Origin of the sequence: Dyadobacter sp. NIV53, from assembly GCF_019711195.1 — a bacterium.
In the GTDB taxonomy this organism is placed as follows: domain Bacteria; phylum Bacteroidota; class Bacteroidia; order Cytophagales; family Spirosomataceae; genus Dyadobacter.
This window is the reverse complement of sequence record NZ_CP081299.1, coordinates 3,391,975-3,410,875: the sequence shown is the minus strand read 5'-3', so window position 1 is coordinate 3,410,875 and position 18,901 is coordinate 3,391,975. Positions and strand designations below refer to the sequence as shown.

The following is an 18,901-nucleotide window of genomic DNA, read 5'->3' as shown; positions in this document are numbered from 1 at the left end:
GGTGCTTGTAGCGTAAAACATAAATGGTAAAAACTAGGACAAATCTAATTTTTGGCGCATTGATGCTTCTTGCTTTAAGTGTGCGTAAAATTGATATTCTACGGGTCAGTATTGCTCTATACGTGCATTTATAAAATTCAGATCCTTATGATAAGTTAAAATAGTACACGTAGCAATTATTCTAGTCTGTACAATTAAATCTCTATAAAATAATAAAAAATGTAAATCTTTAAATAGAAACATATAGCTATTTACCACCAAAAATTCTATGTAATTGTAGAATATTATGTTTGTGTATAATTTATAAGCTAATTTTTGTATTACATTTGCTTAGTATTAATTCTATTTCTAAGTTTGATTTATCGAAGTACTAGTATGTTTAATAATAAAATATATGTATAAGATAAACAGTAGTAATTTAATGACTATGAAAATAGTTCGAGCTGAATCTACTTATACCTGGAATTTGCCTGTATTCCTATTTTGACTTAAACCAGAAGTTACTTTAAGCTTATAATCAGATATAGTCACTATTGAAGTGAATGATGAAGATTTACCTTTTCCGTGTAAATCCACTTTAAGCTCCTGAAAAACTGATTGCTACGGAAATTTTGCTGTTATGACCACCCTGGAATTCTATCAACGTTAATAAAATATATAACCCTATGATAAGGTCAGATCAAAAGCTCGCGTTTAACTACATGTTAACTGACATCGTTCTATTGTTAGGTAGTTACTTAATATTTTTTATAGGCAGGGCAGATTTTAAGGAGCGCCACCTCTTGTTCCTTTTTAGCTATTGTATCTTGTGGATTGTTGTCGGATATTTTACACGCATATACTACATTCATTTGCATAACAGCTATCAGCATCGCCTGATGATGTACCTGCGTGCACACTTAGTATTTATAGGTATTCTTTCCTTTTTATTCCTGCTCAACGAAAGCCTTATCCCTCTTACCAGGTTTCAGCTGATTGGTTTTGCGTTGAGTTTTATGGTATTTGAGTTAATCTCCCACTACATTATTGTGCAGTTTATCGGCCGTTTGCGATTGAAAGGTAAAAACATCCGACAAGCTCTGGTGGTAGGAGATAAAAGCATTGGTGATAATATCAATTCTTATTTCAGTCAAAACCTGGACCTGGGTTACAACGTGGTTGGGACTCTGGATACCTACTTTACTGGTGCCGCGTCAAAGATCAAACGTATTGCGGCTTTGGAAGCGATGGTGGCCAAACACCGGGTAGACGAAATTATTATTGCCAACTACAATGATGAAGTAATCAGGGAAGTGCTAACCATTTCTGATTATCATGGGATCAGGACGCGGATCGTGCCTAATTTTTCATCACTGATCGGTAAAAACTTTTCAATATCACAGCTTGGTTCGATTCCAATTGTTAATGTACGCGAAAGTTCCCTGGACAACCTTTACTGGGCCGCTCAGAAGAGATTTTTTGATGTATTATTCTCTTCCATCGCACTTCTGTGTCTTTCCCCGGTATTTGCGCTGATCGCTTTGGCTATCAGGATGGAGTCAAAAGGAAAAATCCTTTATTGCCCGGTTCGTATGGGCAGGGGAGGCCACAGCTTCGAAGTATATAAATTCCGCAGCATGTATGAAGGTTCCACCAGCAATTTATCCACTTCCGCCGGTGATGCCCGTATTACAAAAGTTGGCGCATTTATCAGAAAATACAGCCTGGATGAGCTGCCGCAGTTTTTTAATGTTTTAAAAGGTGATATGAGTGTGGTAGGGCCGCGTCCGCACCGGATATTCCTGAACCAGCAGATGCAGAAAGAAGTAAATAATTACATGTTGAGACATTACTTAAAACCTGGTATAACAGGGTGGGCACAGGTAAATGGATGGAGAGGCCCGACTGATACCCAGGAGCAAAAAATGCAACGGACGTCTCACGATTTATGGTACCTGGATAACTGGACTTTTACATTGGACATAAAAATTATTTTTATGACTGTCTTTTCCAAAAAAACACATCAGAATGCTTTTTGACAGATAAGTCAGTCAATTTAAACCAATTAATTTTCTTACCATAAATACGCAGTTTCCAAATTAAACATCATTATCACCAAAACAAAGAGTTCACATTATCCACCAAAAATTGATTAAAATTCAACAATTTTCCCTAGTAACTATGAAAAATCAAAAAACGAAATTACTTGCGCTCCTGCTTGTGTTCTTTATGTATAACTGTAAAGACAAGGATGAGGCGTTCCCTGAAAAGCCAAGCACCGAGATTACGGATAAGCTGGAGGCTGTTGCGGTAGCACCTATTACTGTTGATGCTCCTGTAGCTGTTGCTTCCACGAATGCCTCGGTTGAATCATCAGCAGAACTTACTGGGTTGCAAGCTGACCTGGCGGCACTTTCTTCGGGTGCAATACCTGCGAGTGTTACGGCCGCTAATACAGCTGTTACTTCAGCACTTTCTTCTACTGAGATCAGCGCTCTAAGCTCGGTATCGGCTGAAACTATTCAAGCGGCTTTTCAGACCGGCGTTGTATCTGCAGATATAAAAGCAATAATAGCAAAGGCGAAAGCTAATCCGGCACTTGCTGCTTATCTGACTAAATTTGTATTTCCGACTGTCAGCGGGGTTGAAGTAAAGGGATTGCGTGTGGGTGGAACTGGTGATATTGATAAAGCGGCAAAGATAAATGTATCCGATGCTTGTATCGTTGCTTCAGAAGCGGCATTCCAGGCAGTCAAAGTAAAATTGGATGCTTCTAAAATCACTGAAACAGCAAAAGTGACTACTGCATATAATGGTTGGATAGCTGGAATTACTACATCAACAGCAACCTGTACAACATCAGTAGCGCCTACATATGCTGCATATAGAACCGGAGCGCAAAATCAGGCTATTGCATTTCTGGCCAGTCTGGATGCTGCTCAAACAACATTGGGCGCTTTATATCCAACAATAAAAGGATTGGTTTACCTCAGCCTTCTTGATTACCTGAGTTCTGTTACAGAACTGGAAGCAGCAGACAGTCAAAAATGTACTGTTTATGCAACAGCACTCACTACAGCAGCCAATACAGCTCAGACGGCTAATCTTGCAAAGGTAGATGTGAACTACAAAGCTGCACTGGCCGAGGCGAATGCACTGAAACTGGAAGCAATCGAAAGCTGCCACAATCAGGGTGGCGGTAACTAATATACGAATGAATCAATTTTCACTTATCAGAAAGGGCAGTTTTTTGCTGCCTTTTCTGATTTTGATTTTAACGACAATGCCTGCCATTGCCCAGTTGAATATAACGGGCAAGCCGGGATTGATATATACGCCAGGCGCCAGCTTCAATGAAGAGGGTGCTTTTTTATTTGGCGGGAACTACAAGCCTAAAAAATATAGTTTCCGCAGAAATAACAGCTACTCAGAAAATACTTATTTCTTAAATCTGACCTTGTTGAAACGTCTTGAAATAGGGTTGAACCTGACCAGATCAAACGGGGTTGGAAAAATCAGCGGTATCGGCGACCGCCAGCTGGATGTGAAATATCTGCTTGTAAAGGAGGGGAAAGTTATGCCGGCCGTTGCAATCATTGTTTCAGCTCCGTTCAGTATCAATAATTCATTTACTACAAATGCAGTTGTAGCAAGTAAATCGGTACCATTATCCGCGGATCTTTATGCCGATTTTTCGGCAGGTTATGGAAGTCCTTACTACCTGCTGAGAAATGATTCTGAAAAGAGTAATTATAACATCTTCAATGATATGAAGTGGAAGATGAAAAAGGATTTGTCTTACGCTTACCTTTCCGGAATGTTTGGCGGTGTAAACCTTCATTATAGAAATAACGGAGGGTTACTACTTGAATGGGATTCCCAGCAGATTAATATGGGCGCTTATGCTGTGCTGTTTAAAAAGTGGACGGTACAGGCGGCTTTACTGAATTTTGACCGGATCAGCTTTGGGACTTCCTATGCATTAAACCTGAAAACATTACCCCGGCGGTTAAAAAATGCGGAAACAGATCCGGTTTCAACTCCATTGGCGGAGCCGGAACAAAAAAATGTCCTGAAAAACTTCGAGAATGTAACGGTTGATACACTGCAGAATAAGGTTTATTACGAGCAGCGCCTGAACCGGAATCCGATGTATGGATTGTTGGAAATGAAACAGGCACTTTCGGATAGCAGTATCAAGGAATATTTGCCGATGTTTCAGGGAATTATAATGGGTTCTTACTCATTGGACCCGAAAATTTCTGTAAAATCACTGAATGCCGCTGAAAGGAAAGTTCAGGAACAAAAGTTCCCATTGCATAAAAAACGGTATCTGGCAGATTTCTGGCTTCCAGCCTGTATTTGCTGCCAATTTCGGTTACCGTCTGAAACCGGTACAAAGCAATGCGAGCATCTTACTGCAATCCCAGTTTTATATACGGCAGGGACTGGTTTTAAATGCCGGGGTTCTTTTTCCAATTACCAACGACCTGGATGGAAGGGCAAAAGTAATACGGCCGGCACCTGTTTTCCTGAACCAGTTTCTGGCAGTCAATAATCATTTTTTCAGTGCTTCTGCCGGTTATTTTTATCAGGATCAGTATGGGGTAAATATGCAGTACAGGCACGACGATCTTAAAAGTCCATGGTCGGTTGGGTTGGAAGCTGGTTTAACCGGAATTTACTATTATACTGATGGTGGTATATATGCATCACCGCTGGACCAGCTATTGCTTCTTGCTGATGCGGCTTACCGCCTTTCACGTCCCGATATCACCATAAAGCTTTCGGGAGGACAGTATTTGCACAAGGACCGCGGTGTCAGGCTTGATCTGGTCAGGCAATTTACCAATGTTGAAGTAGGGGTTTATGCGATGAAAACAATTAATGGTGCAACTGCCGGCTTTAACTTTGCTATTCCTATTCCTCCTGGAAAAATATTTCAGGGAAAGAAAGCACGTTTCAGGACTACGGATGAGTTTCGCTGGGAATATTTTTATACACGTGGTTTCAAAATTGGCGAGCGCTACCGGACTGGTTATCAGCTGGACCAGAAGCTCCGGCAATATCATACGCAGTATTTGAACGGGCAGAAATAAGAATAAAGTTTACAGTTCCTAACGTAAAATATTTTTTAAAGGGTGATATTGAGTTACATGCAAAAAGCCGCTATAACAGCGGCTTTTTGTTTTACTAAACTAACTAACTCTGATAAAATTGGGTATTATTTTTAAGCAGTGTATGTGAACGTGAGTAAACAAAATTCATCTCCGGGAGTCTTATGTTCCTGAATACTGGAGGTCATAATTCAAGCGGGCTGTGCTTTTTGCCTCTGCATTGGCATATTCTTCTTTAACTTTCCCGGTTGAGAAAACACCTGGTTTTACTGACCAAAGACGCGGGAAGTCGTTTGGGGTGGTTTTCGTTAACATATATACGTCATGTTCATACAAAGCCTGCGGCCCAAAAACAGACATTTCACCTTTCAGTACATTAATAAATTGTGGCAGCCGGTCAAGTCCTGATTTTTTCAAAAACATGCCAACCACTGTCATTCTGGAATTACTCATTCCATTACTATTTTGAATAGCTGTTGTATCTGCACCAACACGCATACTTTGGAATTTGTAGATTTCAAAAGTTTCGCCCCAGCGCCCGCAGCGTGTTTGTGTAAATAATGCCGGGCCCGATGCGGTCAGTTTTATTAAAGCCCATATCAGTCCAAATAAAGGCAATCCCAGAAGCATAGCGGCGGATGCAAGTGCCAGGTCGGCAACACGCCTAGTATTCTGTTCTTTAACACTGGAAAATGGTTTGGTATTAACTTGTATGATAGGAAAAATACCGTGGTACTCAATGGTTGCTTTATTATTCATGAAACCTTTAAAATCCGGTACCAGTCTTACCTGCGTTTTTTGACGTTCACCCATTTCGATCACATTCCTGATCTGCTCATTGCTCATTTCGGACAGGCAGCAATAGATACAATCAAGTTTGTTTTCCTCCACGATCTCTTCCAGAGAATCTATTCTGTTTTCCAGGTTATTTATTTCAAAACTGCCATGGAAGCGGTAACCCAGCTCTTTCCGGTCGTTATAAAAATCATGTATAAGGCCAGCCAGTTTGCCTTTTCCTATAATGGCATAACGATAGGAATCATGACCAGCCTGTCGATAAAATTGCAGGAAAAGGACCGTTGTTATGCGGAAAACAGCAGGCATAATTAAAAATAAGCTATACGTTGCCGCAAACTGGTAGCGTGAATAAGTTTCCTCCTGCTGAGTGAGATAAAGATATGTTAAAATAATGCCTCCATGAATTCCCACAGATTTTAGCAGTGAAACTAACTGGTTGCCGAAAGTATAGGACAGGCGCGTAAAGCTGTAAGGTTTAAAATAATAAATGGTCAGCACCCATGCTAAATTAGCAACCAGCAGCAGATTGATAAACTGATCAGTAAAAATACCGGACCAGTTGTCTGGCTGGAAATGAAAAGCAATTAAAACAGAGATATTCAGAAGAGTGATATCTGCCCACAAGTGGATTTTTGGAAGAAGTCCGGCATTGACGTTTTTCATGATGTGCTGTTGAGTAACTGATAACTAAATTACTTTAAACTGTCAAATTATTTTTATAAAGGTAAATTTTATTACCAGGGTCAAATATATAATAAATGTAAACAAATACTACATTTTAGTGTAAATAGTTTTAATAAAAAATATCGCTTGTAGAATTCTCAATAATATTTTTTCAATTGGTTGATACACAGCTAAGAAACTAATCGACCAGGAACTGATTATTTCATACCTTAATTACCTGCGGGAAAAGATCAAATCTGATTTAAGAAATTGTACTTATCCTGATTTTTAAGTTTTCCAAACCCCTTTTCTGGCAATTCTACCCCGAAGTTATGACGCGTTACCACATTAATATCAACTTGTTTTAATCCTCATTTTACATTTGGTTAACAATGTAAATAACAAAGGAAATAATGTGTAAGTTGAAATTAATTAACGAGTGAAAAAATATCTGGTAATACTCATCCTTCTCATATCTTCCTGCCAGATTGAAGAAAAGATAACTTTAAAACCATATAGTAATCAACTCATTGGTACAAGTTGGGCAAAGCTTTTAGGCTACGACACGAAAACTGGAAAGGGTTATTATGAAATTTTTGTTTTCTCCTCTGAGACAGAGGTTTATCTTGTAAGAGCAGATGCCAAAAAGAATTATAATGGCCCAATTGTATCGTGTGCATTCAAAAGAACAGGTAATATCATTAGCATAACAGGAACTAATGTAAGCCGGTTTGGCTACTTCAAAGACTATGTTTTAGTGCTTGACAACAACGAGTACGAATTGATCACAGAATAAGATGCTTCGAAATTTCGAGAAATAAATAAAGAAATAGTCAACTATATTGCTGCGTATATCTACTACCGGAATGAAGAAGTAATCCTAAGCATAAACGCAGAAAAATACAATTTTTGATTGTTTACGTATGCAGGTTATGTCCGGTTTATTGCCATAATTGTACTGAAAGAACACAAATGGACGCTTGTAATATGGATTTTGGCATGTTTTGGTTTAGATTTTGAAAACATGAAGGTTAAGTTGACTTGTAAAAAGTCTTCAATCTGGTAATTAGAGATTCTGGCAGTTGAAAAAATGAGCTTTTTTGTAGAATAACTTAGTGTAAGAGTTTGTCTTTTGCGAAGTCGTGTGAAAAAGGGAGGTTTATGAGTTTTAAACGAGCATTTATGTAAATCCAGTTGAAAAATAGGGTTTAGTATATGGAAGAGTATTAATTATCCGAAGTCCAGTAAGCAAGCGGGCTGCCTCAATTATTTTGAAGCAGCCTTATGATGATCAATATGGGAGTGACAGGATTTGAACTTGTTACCGCACGTAACCCGTGAGAATTTTCGGTTTAGATTAGTAAAAAAGTTTACTAACAATAGTTTTTTTTTGAAATTGTACATTTGCCATTTACAACAAGCTCAGAACAAAAGTAGGGACATTAAGCAATCGCATTAATTTGATAGTGCCGGCGGTAGTTATTTTGTCAATTATTTACTGTTCGTATTAATTCTAATATTCACTGCTAGCTTATTTTGAAATCTCATAAGGAGCCGATGGCTTTAAAGCTGTTAGTTTTATAAACAAATTGGCAGTAATAAACTTCGAAGCCAAAGTTCAAAAAATGTAGTAATACGATTGATTTTACGTATATAGGTAATAGTTGTTTTGCTGTTGCCGTTTTTGAAGATTTTCTATTTGAGTTGGTTTTTAAATTGACTTGTCTCTCTCGGCCACAAACTTCACTTTCTAGAATTCACTTTCCTTTTTGTACAAGCAAGATCAGTAAGGTAAAAGGACAAGGAAATTCATTTTTATTCGGACAAGGATGAAAATGAAAGAAACTATCTCAAATATACCTTGACTTTTTAAAAAATGCATCAGAGTAAAGCCTGTCCATATAATGGCATATCAACGGTTGATCGTATTGCTAACAAGTATTTGGTCTTCTTGTAGAATAAATTGTTGGAGTAGGCTGACCCGGTGAGACTTATACTGATAGAAATGTACTGTGACAACTTTTCCCAATGTAATTATTTAAAAGTGAATCACGCCAAAATTACTTACCGATAGAACTCTTGTAAAAATTTTCAAAACTCAAAAGCCTCTCATCATATAGTAATACTTTGAAGTTAAATAATACTACAAATAAAAAGCGAGTTACATTGCTGAAAAATTGTAGAAAACAAATTAATATTTGTCAAAATAGTCATTAAACAAAAAAAAATTCTGTTTTTTTTGCTTAAATCAATTTTTTATAAAGGAACATTTATTATCTTTATAACATATTGTAAATATGTAGTGTATGACTTCGTGTAACAATAGATAGCCTTTTCTGATTGTATAAGGCATATTCTTAACATAGTGTTAACCATAAGTTTGTGTTGGTTAACAGTCATACATTTTTTAATAAATGTTTATTCTACACACATTTTCGTTACAATATTTTAAGAATATTTAGTTTTAAAATATTCTTTTGTAAACCTTTTTGCTTATAAAATTCAAAATTATCCTTGCGACCAGTCATTGGACGTGAGGTCACAATACCGTTTTCCTTTTTTGTACTTACTGGTGTGCCTCTTCTATGAAAAAATACTTAGTGTTTACAGTACTGATTTATTTTACTCTCTGTTCTTGTGGATCATACAAAAATATCCCTTATTTCAAGGATATTGACAGAAGTGCTCCAACAGAGGAGCAAGTCGAAAACTTTTCACTTTTAACAATTCAACCTGCTGATATACTTGGTATTAACGTTAATAGTAGAAATCCAGAGTCATCTTCTGTTTTTAATTACAACCTAAATCGAGTAAACGGAAACAATTATGATCAATCCTCTGACAATCCTGTTACTGGGTATCTTGTAAATCAGAATGGAGAGATTACACTTCCTTTAATTGGTAATCTTAAAGTAACTGACCTTTCAATATTTCAACTGCAGGAGAAAATGAATCAACTCCTACAAACCTATTATAAAGACCCAGTTGTCAGTATTCGTTTACTTAATTTCAAGGTTTCAATATTTGGCGACGTTCAGCGACCAGATGTTTATACGCTGCAAAATACGAGAACGACAATCACACAAGCACTGAGCTTGGCTGGTGATCTTAACATAACGGCAATTCGGTCAAATATTACGCTGATCCGAGAAGAAAATGGAAAGCGGCATTACATTCCTTTGGATCTAACATCTAAAAAAATTTTCTCATCGCCTTATTACTATTTGAAAAATAACGACGAAATATATGTACAACCGGATCGCACCAAATATGCTTCCGTGGACCGTGGATTTCGGATAACAACCCTTATACTTTCTGGTCTTTCTATCATTGCAATTGTCTTGTCAAACTTATATAGATAACAATAAAAAAAATGGTAAAAGTTGCTCTAATAGGTGCAGGAAAGATGGGTATATCTCATTTAGCTATTCTTGGTGCTCATCCAAATGTCGATGTAGTAGGGATTAGCGACACTTCCAAAATGGTTCTTGATGTTTTTGAGAAATACTCTTCCTTTCCATGTTTTGCAAATTATGAAGAAATGATAAAGGTTACGGAGCCTGATGCCGTATTTGTAGCCGTGCCAACGAAATATCATGCTACAATGGTCAGGAGAGTTTTGGATTGCGGGAAACATGTTTTTGCTGAAAAACCCTTTTGTTTAAATTCCGAAGACGGAAAAGAATTAGCATTGCTCGCTAGAAATAAAAAACTGGTCAATCAGGTAGGTTACCATAATAAATTCATCGGAACATTCAGAGAAGTTAAACGAATTTTGGACGGTGAGGGATTGGGCAAAATTGTACATTTTACCGGTGAGTCCTATGGACCTATAGTCATTCGGGAAAAGCAAGATAACTGGCGTTCAAATCCGGAAGAAGGTGGAGGATGCTTAATGGATTATGCATCACATGTCATTGACCTGATCAACTATTTATTAGGAACCATTTCAAAGGTTAAAGGAGCTATGTTAGAATCCATTTATTCTAAGAACGTGGATGATGCAGTTTTTTGCATGTTAGAATTATCAACGAATATAACCGGAGTCCTTTCTGTGAACTGGAGTGATGAGACCTATAGAAAAATGTCAACTTCAATTACGATTTTGGGGAAAAAAGGAAAGATTATTTGTGATGCCAATGAGCTGAAAATATACTTTAAGTCAAACGATTGCCCACAGGGATATTCAAAAGGATGGAATATCAGAAACGTTACGGATCTAACTGATTCGGTTGATTTTTATTTACGTGGTGAAGAATACTCTGCCCAGATAGACCATTTTATTAACACTATTCAAGGTCGATCTACCAATTCAATAAATGACTTTTACAGCGCGTGGCAGACGGATCATGCAATTGCAATGATTAAACAAAGTAGCCTACAATAACATGGAAAGAATCATTTTTGGTGACAATCAGTTTTTTGCTGTAAACCACATCTCCGACGAAAAATCCCGTGCACAATCTATTCGGTTTAAAGAAGACAAAGCCATTATTCAAACCTTGGAACTTGCAATGGATAATGGTATTGAGACCTTTATGTGTACAACTCATGACAGAATCGAACGTATTTGTGATCACATCCGCACAAACCCTAGCAGATTTAATAATTTTAAAATTTATCCTTGTATGCCTTATGCACACAAGTATGCTAATGCGGTTACTGAGCTTGGTTATGCCGGGACACTCAAACATTTTGTTCCGGGTAATTTTGTCAGCTCTATTTTTAAAGGAGGAATTGCATTTTTGTCGAAGGACTATTTATCAATCATGGAATTGCTTGTCGATTCTGAGATGAAAATGTTTAAGGGAATTGATACCCCAGTTATCTTTTTACAGAATGTGATTACGGATCTGTTGTTAGGACTGGGCATGTATGATATTCTGGCTGCATTTCACGCCTATATAAAAAAGAAATACAATGCCGAGGCCGGTTTTATCACTATGAACCTACCTAAGCTATTGCAAGTCCTTGAAAAAAGAGGAATTACAAATCCAATTATATGTACTTCTATTAATAAAGCCGGTTTTAGGATGTCCGGGGGTATTAAATTGTATGAAGAAACATTAAGAACTAAAAAAGTAAGGGTGATAGCTATGCAGGTGTTAGCTGGAGGTGCTATCGGACCTCGTGAGGCCATTGAATACGTTTGCAACTTGCCTAACATTGAATCCATTTTATTTGGTGCTTCCTCTGCGGAAAATATCAGGCAGACAGCTGCTTTGATTAAAGAGAAAAGCATGTCATCAAAGATGCAGAGCGTGTTGTAACATCTTTTGACTAACAGATGAATTTAATCAAACTTTTAAATCATAAATCGGCTAGAAAATGAAAAAAGTAATTGTATTAGGTGGTGGCGGATTCATTGGAGGACATCTTGCCAAAAGATTAAAGCAAGATGGGAATTACGTTAGGATTTGTGACATCAAAAGTCATGAGTACTTTGATCACAGAGAAATTTGTAATGAATTTATATTAGGTGACTTGACTGATCCAAAAACAGTTGAACTGGTTATTGGAGTGGGCTTTGATGAGGTTTATCAGTTAGCCGCAGACATGGGTGGTGCCGGTTATATTTTTACAGGCCAGAATGATGCCAATGTTATGCAAAACTCTGCATTGATTAACTTAAATGTTTCAAAAGAAGCCGTTGCCAAAAAAATTAAGAAACTTTTTTATTCTTCATCAGCATGCATCTATCCTGAAAATAACCAACTAGATCCTAGTAATCCAAATTGTGAAGAAAGTTCTGCCTATCCAGCCAATCCTGATTCTGAGTACGGATGGGAAAAGTTATTTAGTGAAAGATTGTATTTGGCATTTAATCGTAATTATAAACTGGATGTAAGGATAGCCAGGTTCCATAACGTTTTTGGACCTCAAGGGACATGGAGAGGTGGAAAAGAAAAAGCTCCTGCGGCCATGCTAAGAAAAGCAGCTGAAACGCCGGATGGAGGAGCATTTGAAGTTTGGGGAGACGGTGCACAAACACGCTCGTTCCTTTATGTTGATGAATGTGTAGATGCTGTTTTAAGTCTGATGGAATCTGATTTTTCAGGACCTGTTAATATTGGTTCTGAAGAAAAAGTTACAATAAATCAATTGGCACAAATGGCCATTGATATCTCCTGTAAGAATATCTCAATCCATAATATATATGGAGACGAATTTTTCAATAAATATGGTTTCAAATGTCCGCTGGGTGTAAGGGGCAGAAATTCAGATAACAGATTATTTAAAAAAGAAATGAACTGGGAAGTATCGACGCCACTTATTGAAGGTATGACTAAAACATATGAATGGATTAATAAAATTGTTGCACATGCTAACGAAGCAGTTTTTGCATAGTTCTGGTTTTGTGGGAGCAGCGGATAATAAAATAATACAATAATGAAGGATGCTTTCGACTCAGTACATATTTTAGGATTCAAGGTTTTTTCTGACAGTCTCTTAAAAATACCCATTCAAGGTCATAAAAGTAGGGTGATAAATTGTAGCATTAGTCCCAATAATTATGGCATGACAGTGAAGGATCCGGAGTTCCGGCAGGTACTAAAAAAAACAGATTATCTTGTTCTTGACGGCGTATACTTTGCATTAGCTTCTATTTTGCTGATGGGCAGGAATATTAAAAAAAATCAGGGTCCGGAAGTTTTTAAACATTTTATAAAACGCCTTGACAAAACTTCAGGGAAAGCATTTTTCCTGGGTTCATCCGAGGATGTTCTGGCGAAAATCAAAGAAAGGGCCATGAAAGAGTATCCCACCGTTTTAATAGAAACATTTTCTCCTCCTTTCAAAAAGGAGTTTTCCGAAGAAGATAACATGGAAATGATTTCGAAGATTAATGAATTTCAGCCAAATGTGGTATTTGTTGGAATGACAGCACCTAAGCAAGAAAAATGGTCATTTCTACACAGGGAAAAGCTGGACTGCAACTTGATTATCAGTATAGGTAATGTTTTCGACTGGTATGCCGGAACTCAAAAAGAGATTCATCCCATCTGGTTTCAACTTAGGTTGGCATGGCTTATCAGGATTTTTTACAGACCGGAAATCTTCAGGAGAAACATTGGAAATCAAATGCTGTTTTTCTGGCATCTGTTACTAATGATTTTGAGAATTAAAAAGCAACCAACTATTTGAAATTTCTCATTGGTTTCTTCCAAAACTTATTTAGGAAATTTTAAAATGAATACACAGCAGCCAGGTTATACAACATTTACATTTCCTGAAAAAAAAGCGCCCCTGTTCATATCAGAAGCAGGATCCAAAAATATTTATACCACTGGCCACTTTTTATTATTGCTCTTGGGATTTCTATTGCGGGGTCATATGTATTTCTCAGGTTATTCAATCCGGTTTATGAAGTAAGGGCATCTTTTCTCATTCAGGATGAGAAGAAAAGATCTCAGGAAAAATCACCTCTCCACGAGATTGATCTTGTTAGTTCTTTTCGGATTATCGACAATGAGCTGGAAATTCTGAAGTCAAAGCAACTTATGAGTCAGGTTATTTCTGATTTGGAGTTGGAAATAAATTATGAGAAAGTTGATGGACTATCTGCATTCGATCTTTATAAATCCGGCCCTGTAAAAATGACCATAATAAGGGCAACAGGTAATTATGAAAATAGTAAAATCAGACTGGTAATTAAGGACCGAAATTCTTTTTTGATGGAAATGCCGGATGGTAATATGAAGACATTTTTGTTCAGAAATACCCTTACAAACAGTTTTGGCGCCTGGAAACTGGAACCTACCAGTTATGTCGATCAATACTTAGGATCTGAAATGATGATCACGATTTTTGATCCTGGTAAATTAGCCATTGCTTACCAAAAACGGATCGTTGCCGAACTGCCAAATAAATTGTCAACGACTGTTATTTTATCAATTAAAGATCAGGTTGCTCAACGGGGAATTGATATTTTAAGGCGGCTTATGTATAATTATAACCTTGCTTCCGCAACTGCAAAGAACAAGGAAACTGAGAGCACATTGCAATTTATTGATGAAAGACTGGCAATGCTGACAAGAGATTTAAATGATGCCGAAAAGGGTATAGAAACATTTAAAAGCAGCAGGAAGTTGACTGATATTAGTTCTGATGCCCGGGTAAGTCTGGAAAATATGCAAGTGAGTGACAATCAATTGAACGAGATAAATGTAAAACTGAGCATTATTGAAGGTATAGAAAAATATATCAACTCATCACAGAATATCAATAAAGCACCCGCGACACTTGGGGTAGAGGACACAGCGTTGAATAGTTTGATTGAGAAACTGGCTTCATTAGAGCTGCAACGCGAACGGCTGCTGGCCACAACTCCCGAAACTAATCCTGATTTTGAACCTATTAACCGGCAAATAGCAAGCACCAGATTAGCCATCAGAGAAAATGTAGCAAACATTAAGACATCACTGCAAAATACAAGGGATAAGTTGCAGTCGATAAACCAGCGTTTCGAATCTTCAATTAAAAATATTCCTGTACAGGAACGCCAATATATCAGCATTAAACGGCAGCAGGCGATTAAAGAGAGTTTGTTCACGTATTTGCTGCAAAAACGGGAAGAAATATCTGTAAGCAATGCAACTCAAATGGACAGCGACCGGATTATTGATCCACCTTATGCAATACAGCCCAGAAATATTTATAAGTATCTGGCAATTGCGGCAGCGCTGTTACTCGGTTTTATAGCTCCGGTTGGATTGATTTTCACAAGGAACCTCATAAGCAGTAAAATTACAGACCTGAACGAAATAGAAGATACATCGGGTATTCCGGTTATAGGAGAATTGCCGTACCATGCCTTAAAAGATTCAGTAACAGTAAGAGATAGCCATGCAACAGTAATTGGTGAACAATTCAGAACTTTACGGATAAGCCTTAACTATTTATTGGAAAATGTGGAACGAGGGCGTGTAATGTTAATCACTTCCGGATTACCGGGTGAGGGAAAGAGCTTTGTCAGCAGCAATCTGGGGTTCACACTTGCTTTGTCGTCGAGGAGAACAATTATTCTGGAACTGGATATGAGGAAACCTAAGATGGCAGGAATACTTAACAGGTCTAATGAACACATGGGAGTCAGCGAATTTCTGAATGGAAAAGCGAACATTGAAGATATTATTCAACATTCTGAAACGACGGAAAAGCCGGATTTTATAAGCAGCGGCGCAATGGTCCGGAATCCTTCTGAATTGCTGGAAAGGACATTGTTAAAAGAATTGATTCAAAACTTACGCAAGTTGTATGATCATATTATTATTGACAGTCCGCCAGTGCATCTGGTTCCCGACGCAATGATCCTTTCTCATTTGGCTGATGTCACTCTATATGTGATCAGACAAGGGTTAACGGAAAAAAGCGAATTGAATTTTTTGGGAAAATTAAGCAGTAACAAAAAGCTTTCCAACATTCAAATTATTTTCAATGGGGTTCACTGGAAGAAGTATGGTTATGGCTATAATTATGAGCATACCTACTACACAGAGACCAAAAACGAAACCATATTCAGCAACTTCTGGAGTAGATTTTAACAGATGAAAATATTACATATTTCGACATTTCAAAGCGGTGGTGCGTCCGTAGCAGCAATTCGCCTGCACCGTGCACTTTTGGCAAATGGTCATGATAGTAAATTTCTATTCTTTGAATGCAAGGAATCCGATACCATTTTCAGATTTAAAAAATGGAATTTTATTAGTTATTTTTTGTGGAAGATTGTTACGAAGTTTGGGATTCCGTTGTCTCTGTCTGAGTTACGAGCTCGGGCATACCGCGAAAAATACGAAACATTCTCTTTTGCCAGTAGTCCATATTCTCAATTGCACCTACATCCGTTGGTAAGGGAAAGTGACATTGTAAATCTTCATTGGGTAGCTAAGTTTGTAGACTACGGAACATTTTTTCAATATGTTAAAAAGCCCATTGTCTGGACATTACATGATATGTTACCTTTTCAGGGAGGGTTTCATTATAAAGCAGATGAGGATCGAAACGCACCATTTTTGCGAAGTCTGGATAATCGCCAGTTTGAAATTAAGCAGTCCGGGCTTAGTCATCTTTCACCTGATGCAATGACAATTGTTGCGCCATCCTGTTGGCTCACGGAGTTATCCCAACATTCTAAAATGCTGGGAAGGTTTGAGCACAGGCATATTCCTTATAGCATTGATCATAAAGTATTTACAGTTCTCGATAAAAATCAAAGTAAAGAAAAACTTGGATTATCAAAGGAAAAGCTAACGGTTCTGTTTGTATCAGAATTGCTGAACAATTACCGTAAAGGATTTGATATGGTACAACAGCTTCTGGAAGATCAGGACATAAAAGCAAGATGTACTTTTATCGCAGTTGGAAAATCAGCAAATAAAGATCAATTATCAGAGATTAAGTATTTGGGTAAAGTAAGTTCTGAACATGAGATGGCATTGATTTATAATGCCGCAGATTTGTTTATTATTCCCAGCAAAGAGGACAACCTGCCCAATACCATGATAGAAAGCTTGTGCTGCGGAACGCCCGTCGTCGGGTTTAGCATAGGGGGATTGAAAGAGTCTATCCATAATTATGAGAATGGTTTATTAGCAGAAAATATTTCGGTTAGTCAACTTAAAGAAGCACTTATGTCGGCTGCCAGACAGATAACCGGATTTGACAGAATAAAAATTTCAACTGACGCTCACGAATGCTATTCGCAAAATAAGCAGGTAAAAGCGTATGCTGATATTTATAATAAGTACTACGATAAGCTTCAATTTAATATCGGCGAGGAAAGCAGTTTTATCACCAGAAATGAAGAAAAAGCCTATGGTAATGATTAAGAATTACACCGGCTATTTCCGAGGGTTAATTTTTAAGCTAAATAGTAGTGACGAAAGATCACGTGCTATTATCTCCAATATATTAAAATCTTTGCTGGTTAAAGTTTTTAGCACGATTGTTACTTTGTCTTTAATCCCCGTATCGCTGCAATATATTGAAAAGGAAAGTTATGGGGTTTGGCTTACAATTGCATCTGTAATTACCTGGTTTAGCGTTTTTGATTTTGGTTTGTCAAATGGGTTGACAAATCGATTAACAGAAGCATTTGCAGAAAAAGACGACGGCCTGGCAACCGTTTACTTGTCAACAACGTACTTCATTTTGCTTCTAATTACCACAATACTTTTTCTGATTTATATTCTTGTGTCTCCGCTGGTAAATTGGAATAATGTTTTCAGTACCCAAATGGATTCTGCTATTTTGGAGAAAACAGTAAATATAACATTTGCATCATTTGCTTTTCTCTTTATCTTAAAACCCATCGTGTCGCTTTTAATGGCGAAACAAAAGCATTTTCTGGCAAACATTATACAGGTTTCCGGGAATTTAGCTGCATTGGCCCTTATTTACTTTCTGGGTCCGATGATTGTTGATAGTAAATTTCTCTTTTTCGGATCGGTACTGGCATTTTCATATCCGTTTTTCATACTTGTATTCTCAATTATCCTTTACAGTTCGGAGTACAGGAATTTCTGTCCGGGAATAAAAAATATTGATCTCTCTTACTCTAAAAATTTATTTGGCCTGAGCATTAAATTTTTTGTCATTCAAATTTGCGTCATCGTCGTTTTGACAGGAAATAATTTTTTGATTGCACATTTTATTGATAACAGCAATGTTACGTATTATAATATTGCGTACCGGCTTTACAGTATTGTTTCCATTTTTCAGCTGATGTTTCTTCAACCTTTATGGTCGGGTTTTACGCATGCCTACACTTTAAAAGACTATTCCTGGATCAGAGGAGTGATCATTAAAGTCAATAAAATGAACTTTGTATTATGTCTTTTACTTTTCGGAATATTCATTTTTCACAACCAGATTTACAATATCTGGATTGGCCCTCAGATTGAAATTCCATGGGAAATCGATTTGCTGCTGTTCCTTTATTTCGTATTTTATTTATTCATGCAAACTTATGTTTATTTCATTAATGGAATAGGAGCATTGAATTTGCAGGCTACGCTAAGTATCGTCACTATTATCGTCCAAATTCCATTGGCATATTTACTGATAGAAATAGCTAAATTAGGTATTTCCGGATTGTTGATTTTAAATATTTTCTGGGTTGTGGTGTCACTGGTCCTTTGGCGGATGCAGTATGGAAAGATTATGACTGGTAGTATTCAAAAACGAATTTGGAGTTAAATTTTTACATGATTACATAATGTTTAAGACTCCTTCTTGTAAAATAATATTTTTTATTTTCGTAGCTAATTTTTTTTATGAAGAAAATCATAACTTTTTATATAAAAGAGTTATTTATTCGATTTTTATTTATTGGGCAGTTT

Annotated in this window: 14 protein-coding genes; 13 read left to right on the top strand and 1 reads right to left on the bottom strand. The window is 37.1% G+C overall.

Annotation, left to right across the window (positions count from 1 at the left end; translation table 11 throughout):
- Positions 1-665: 665 nt before the first annotated feature.
- The 4 genes from KZC02_RS13775 to KZC02_RS31790 all read left to right on the top strand — a co-directional run bounded on the left by KZC02_RS13775 (position 666) and on the right by KZC02_RS31790 (position 5,078).
- Complete coding sequence (locus KZC02_RS13775) at positions 666-2,018, top strand: exopolysaccharide biosynthesis polyprenyl glycosylphosphotransferase (protein ID WP_221394617.1); 1,353 nt, start codon at positions 666-668, stop codon at positions 2,016-2,018.
- A gap of 142 nt (positions 2,019-2,160) precedes the next feature.
- Complete coding sequence (locus KZC02_RS13770) at positions 2,161-3,186, top strand: hypothetical protein (protein ID WP_221394616.1); 1,026 nt, start codon at positions 2,161-2,163, stop codon at positions 3,184-3,186.
- A gap of 7 nt (positions 3,187-3,193) precedes the next feature.
- On the top strand, positions 3,194-4,537 hold the full coding sequence (locus KZC02_RS13765; protein ID WP_229254301.1) for a YjbH domain-containing protein: 1,344 nt from the start codon (positions 3,194-3,196) through the stop codon (positions 4,535-4,537).
- Positions 4,538-4,592: 55 nt separating this feature from the next.
- The gene (locus tag KZC02_RS31790; RefSeq protein WP_229254299.1) at positions 4,593-5,078 is read left to right on the top strand and encodes a YjbH domain-containing protein; all 486 of its coding nucleotides are present in this window, start codon (positions 4,593-4,595) and stop codon (positions 5,076-5,078) included.
- A gap of 180 nt (positions 5,079-5,258) precedes the next feature.
- Here the strand turns inward: KZC02_RS31790 and KZC02_RS13760 are convergent, their stop codons facing one another.
- Positions 5,259-6,557 carry a sugar transferase gene (locus tag KZC02_RS13760; protein ID WP_221394615.1) on the bottom strand — a complete coding sequence of 433 codons (1,299 nt, stop codon included), beginning with the start codon at positions 6,555-6,557 and terminating at the stop codon, positions 5,259-5,261.
- A 439-nt stretch (positions 6,558-6,996) separates the two neighbouring features.
- Here KZC02_RS13760 and KZC02_RS13755 point away from each other — a divergent pair, with 439 nt between their 5' ends.
- The 9 genes from KZC02_RS13755 to KZC02_RS13715 all read left to right on the top strand — a co-directional run bounded on the left by KZC02_RS13755 (position 6,997) and on the right by KZC02_RS13715 (position 18,758).
- A complete protein-coding gene (locus tag KZC02_RS13755) occupies positions 6,997-7,353 on the top strand; it encodes a hypothetical protein (protein ID WP_221394614.1) in 357 nt (118 codons plus the stop codon).
- Between the two features lie 1,789 nt (positions 7,354-9,142).
- Entirely contained in the window at positions 9,143-9,919 is a 777-nt protein-coding gene (locus KZC02_RS13750) for a polysaccharide biosynthesis/export family protein (RefSeq protein WP_221394613.1), read from the top strand.
- 11 nt (positions 9,920-9,930) lie between these two features.
- Entirely contained in the window at positions 9,931-10,944 is a 1,014-nt protein-coding gene (locus KZC02_RS13745; RefSeq protein WP_221394612.1) for a Gfo/Idh/MocA family protein, read from the top strand.
- A 1-nt stretch (position 10,945) separates the two neighbouring features.
- Positions 10,946-11,827, top strand: a complete 882-nt coding sequence (locus KZC02_RS13740; protein ID WP_221394611.1) for a hypothetical protein — start codon at positions 10,946-10,948, stop codon at positions 11,825-11,827.
- Between the two features lie 58 nt (positions 11,828-11,885).
- Complete coding sequence (locus KZC02_RS13735; protein WP_221394610.1) at positions 11,886-12,905, top strand: NAD-dependent epimerase/dehydratase family protein; 1,020 nt, start codon at positions 11,886-11,888, stop codon at positions 12,903-12,905.
- A gap of 171 nt (positions 12,906-13,076) precedes the next feature.
- On the top strand, positions 13,077-13,703 hold the full coding sequence (locus tag KZC02_RS13730) for a WecB/TagA/CpsF family glycosyltransferase (protein WP_221394609.1): 627 nt from the start codon (positions 13,077-13,079) through the stop codon (positions 13,701-13,703).
- 356 nt (positions 13,704-14,059) lie between these two features.
- Positions 14,060-16,102 (top strand): polysaccharide biosynthesis tyrosine autokinase, encoded by a 2,043-nt coding sequence (locus tag KZC02_RS13725; RefSeq protein ID WP_221394608.1) that lies wholly within the window; start codon positions 14,060-14,062, stop codon positions 16,100-16,102.
- A 3-nt stretch (positions 16,103-16,105) separates the two neighbouring features.
- Complete coding sequence (locus KZC02_RS13720; protein WP_221394607.1) at positions 16,106-17,389, top strand: glycosyltransferase; 1,284 nt, start codon at positions 16,106-16,108, stop codon at positions 17,387-17,389.
- Positions 17,361-18,758, top strand: a complete 1,398-nt coding sequence (locus KZC02_RS13715) for a lipopolysaccharide biosynthesis protein (RefSeq protein ID WP_221394606.1) — start codon at positions 17,361-17,363, stop codon at positions 18,756-18,758. The genes KZC02_RS13720 and KZC02_RS13715 overlap by 29 nt, the downstream gene beginning before the upstream one ends.
- The last annotated feature ends 143 nt before the right edge of the window (positions 18,759-18,901 follow it).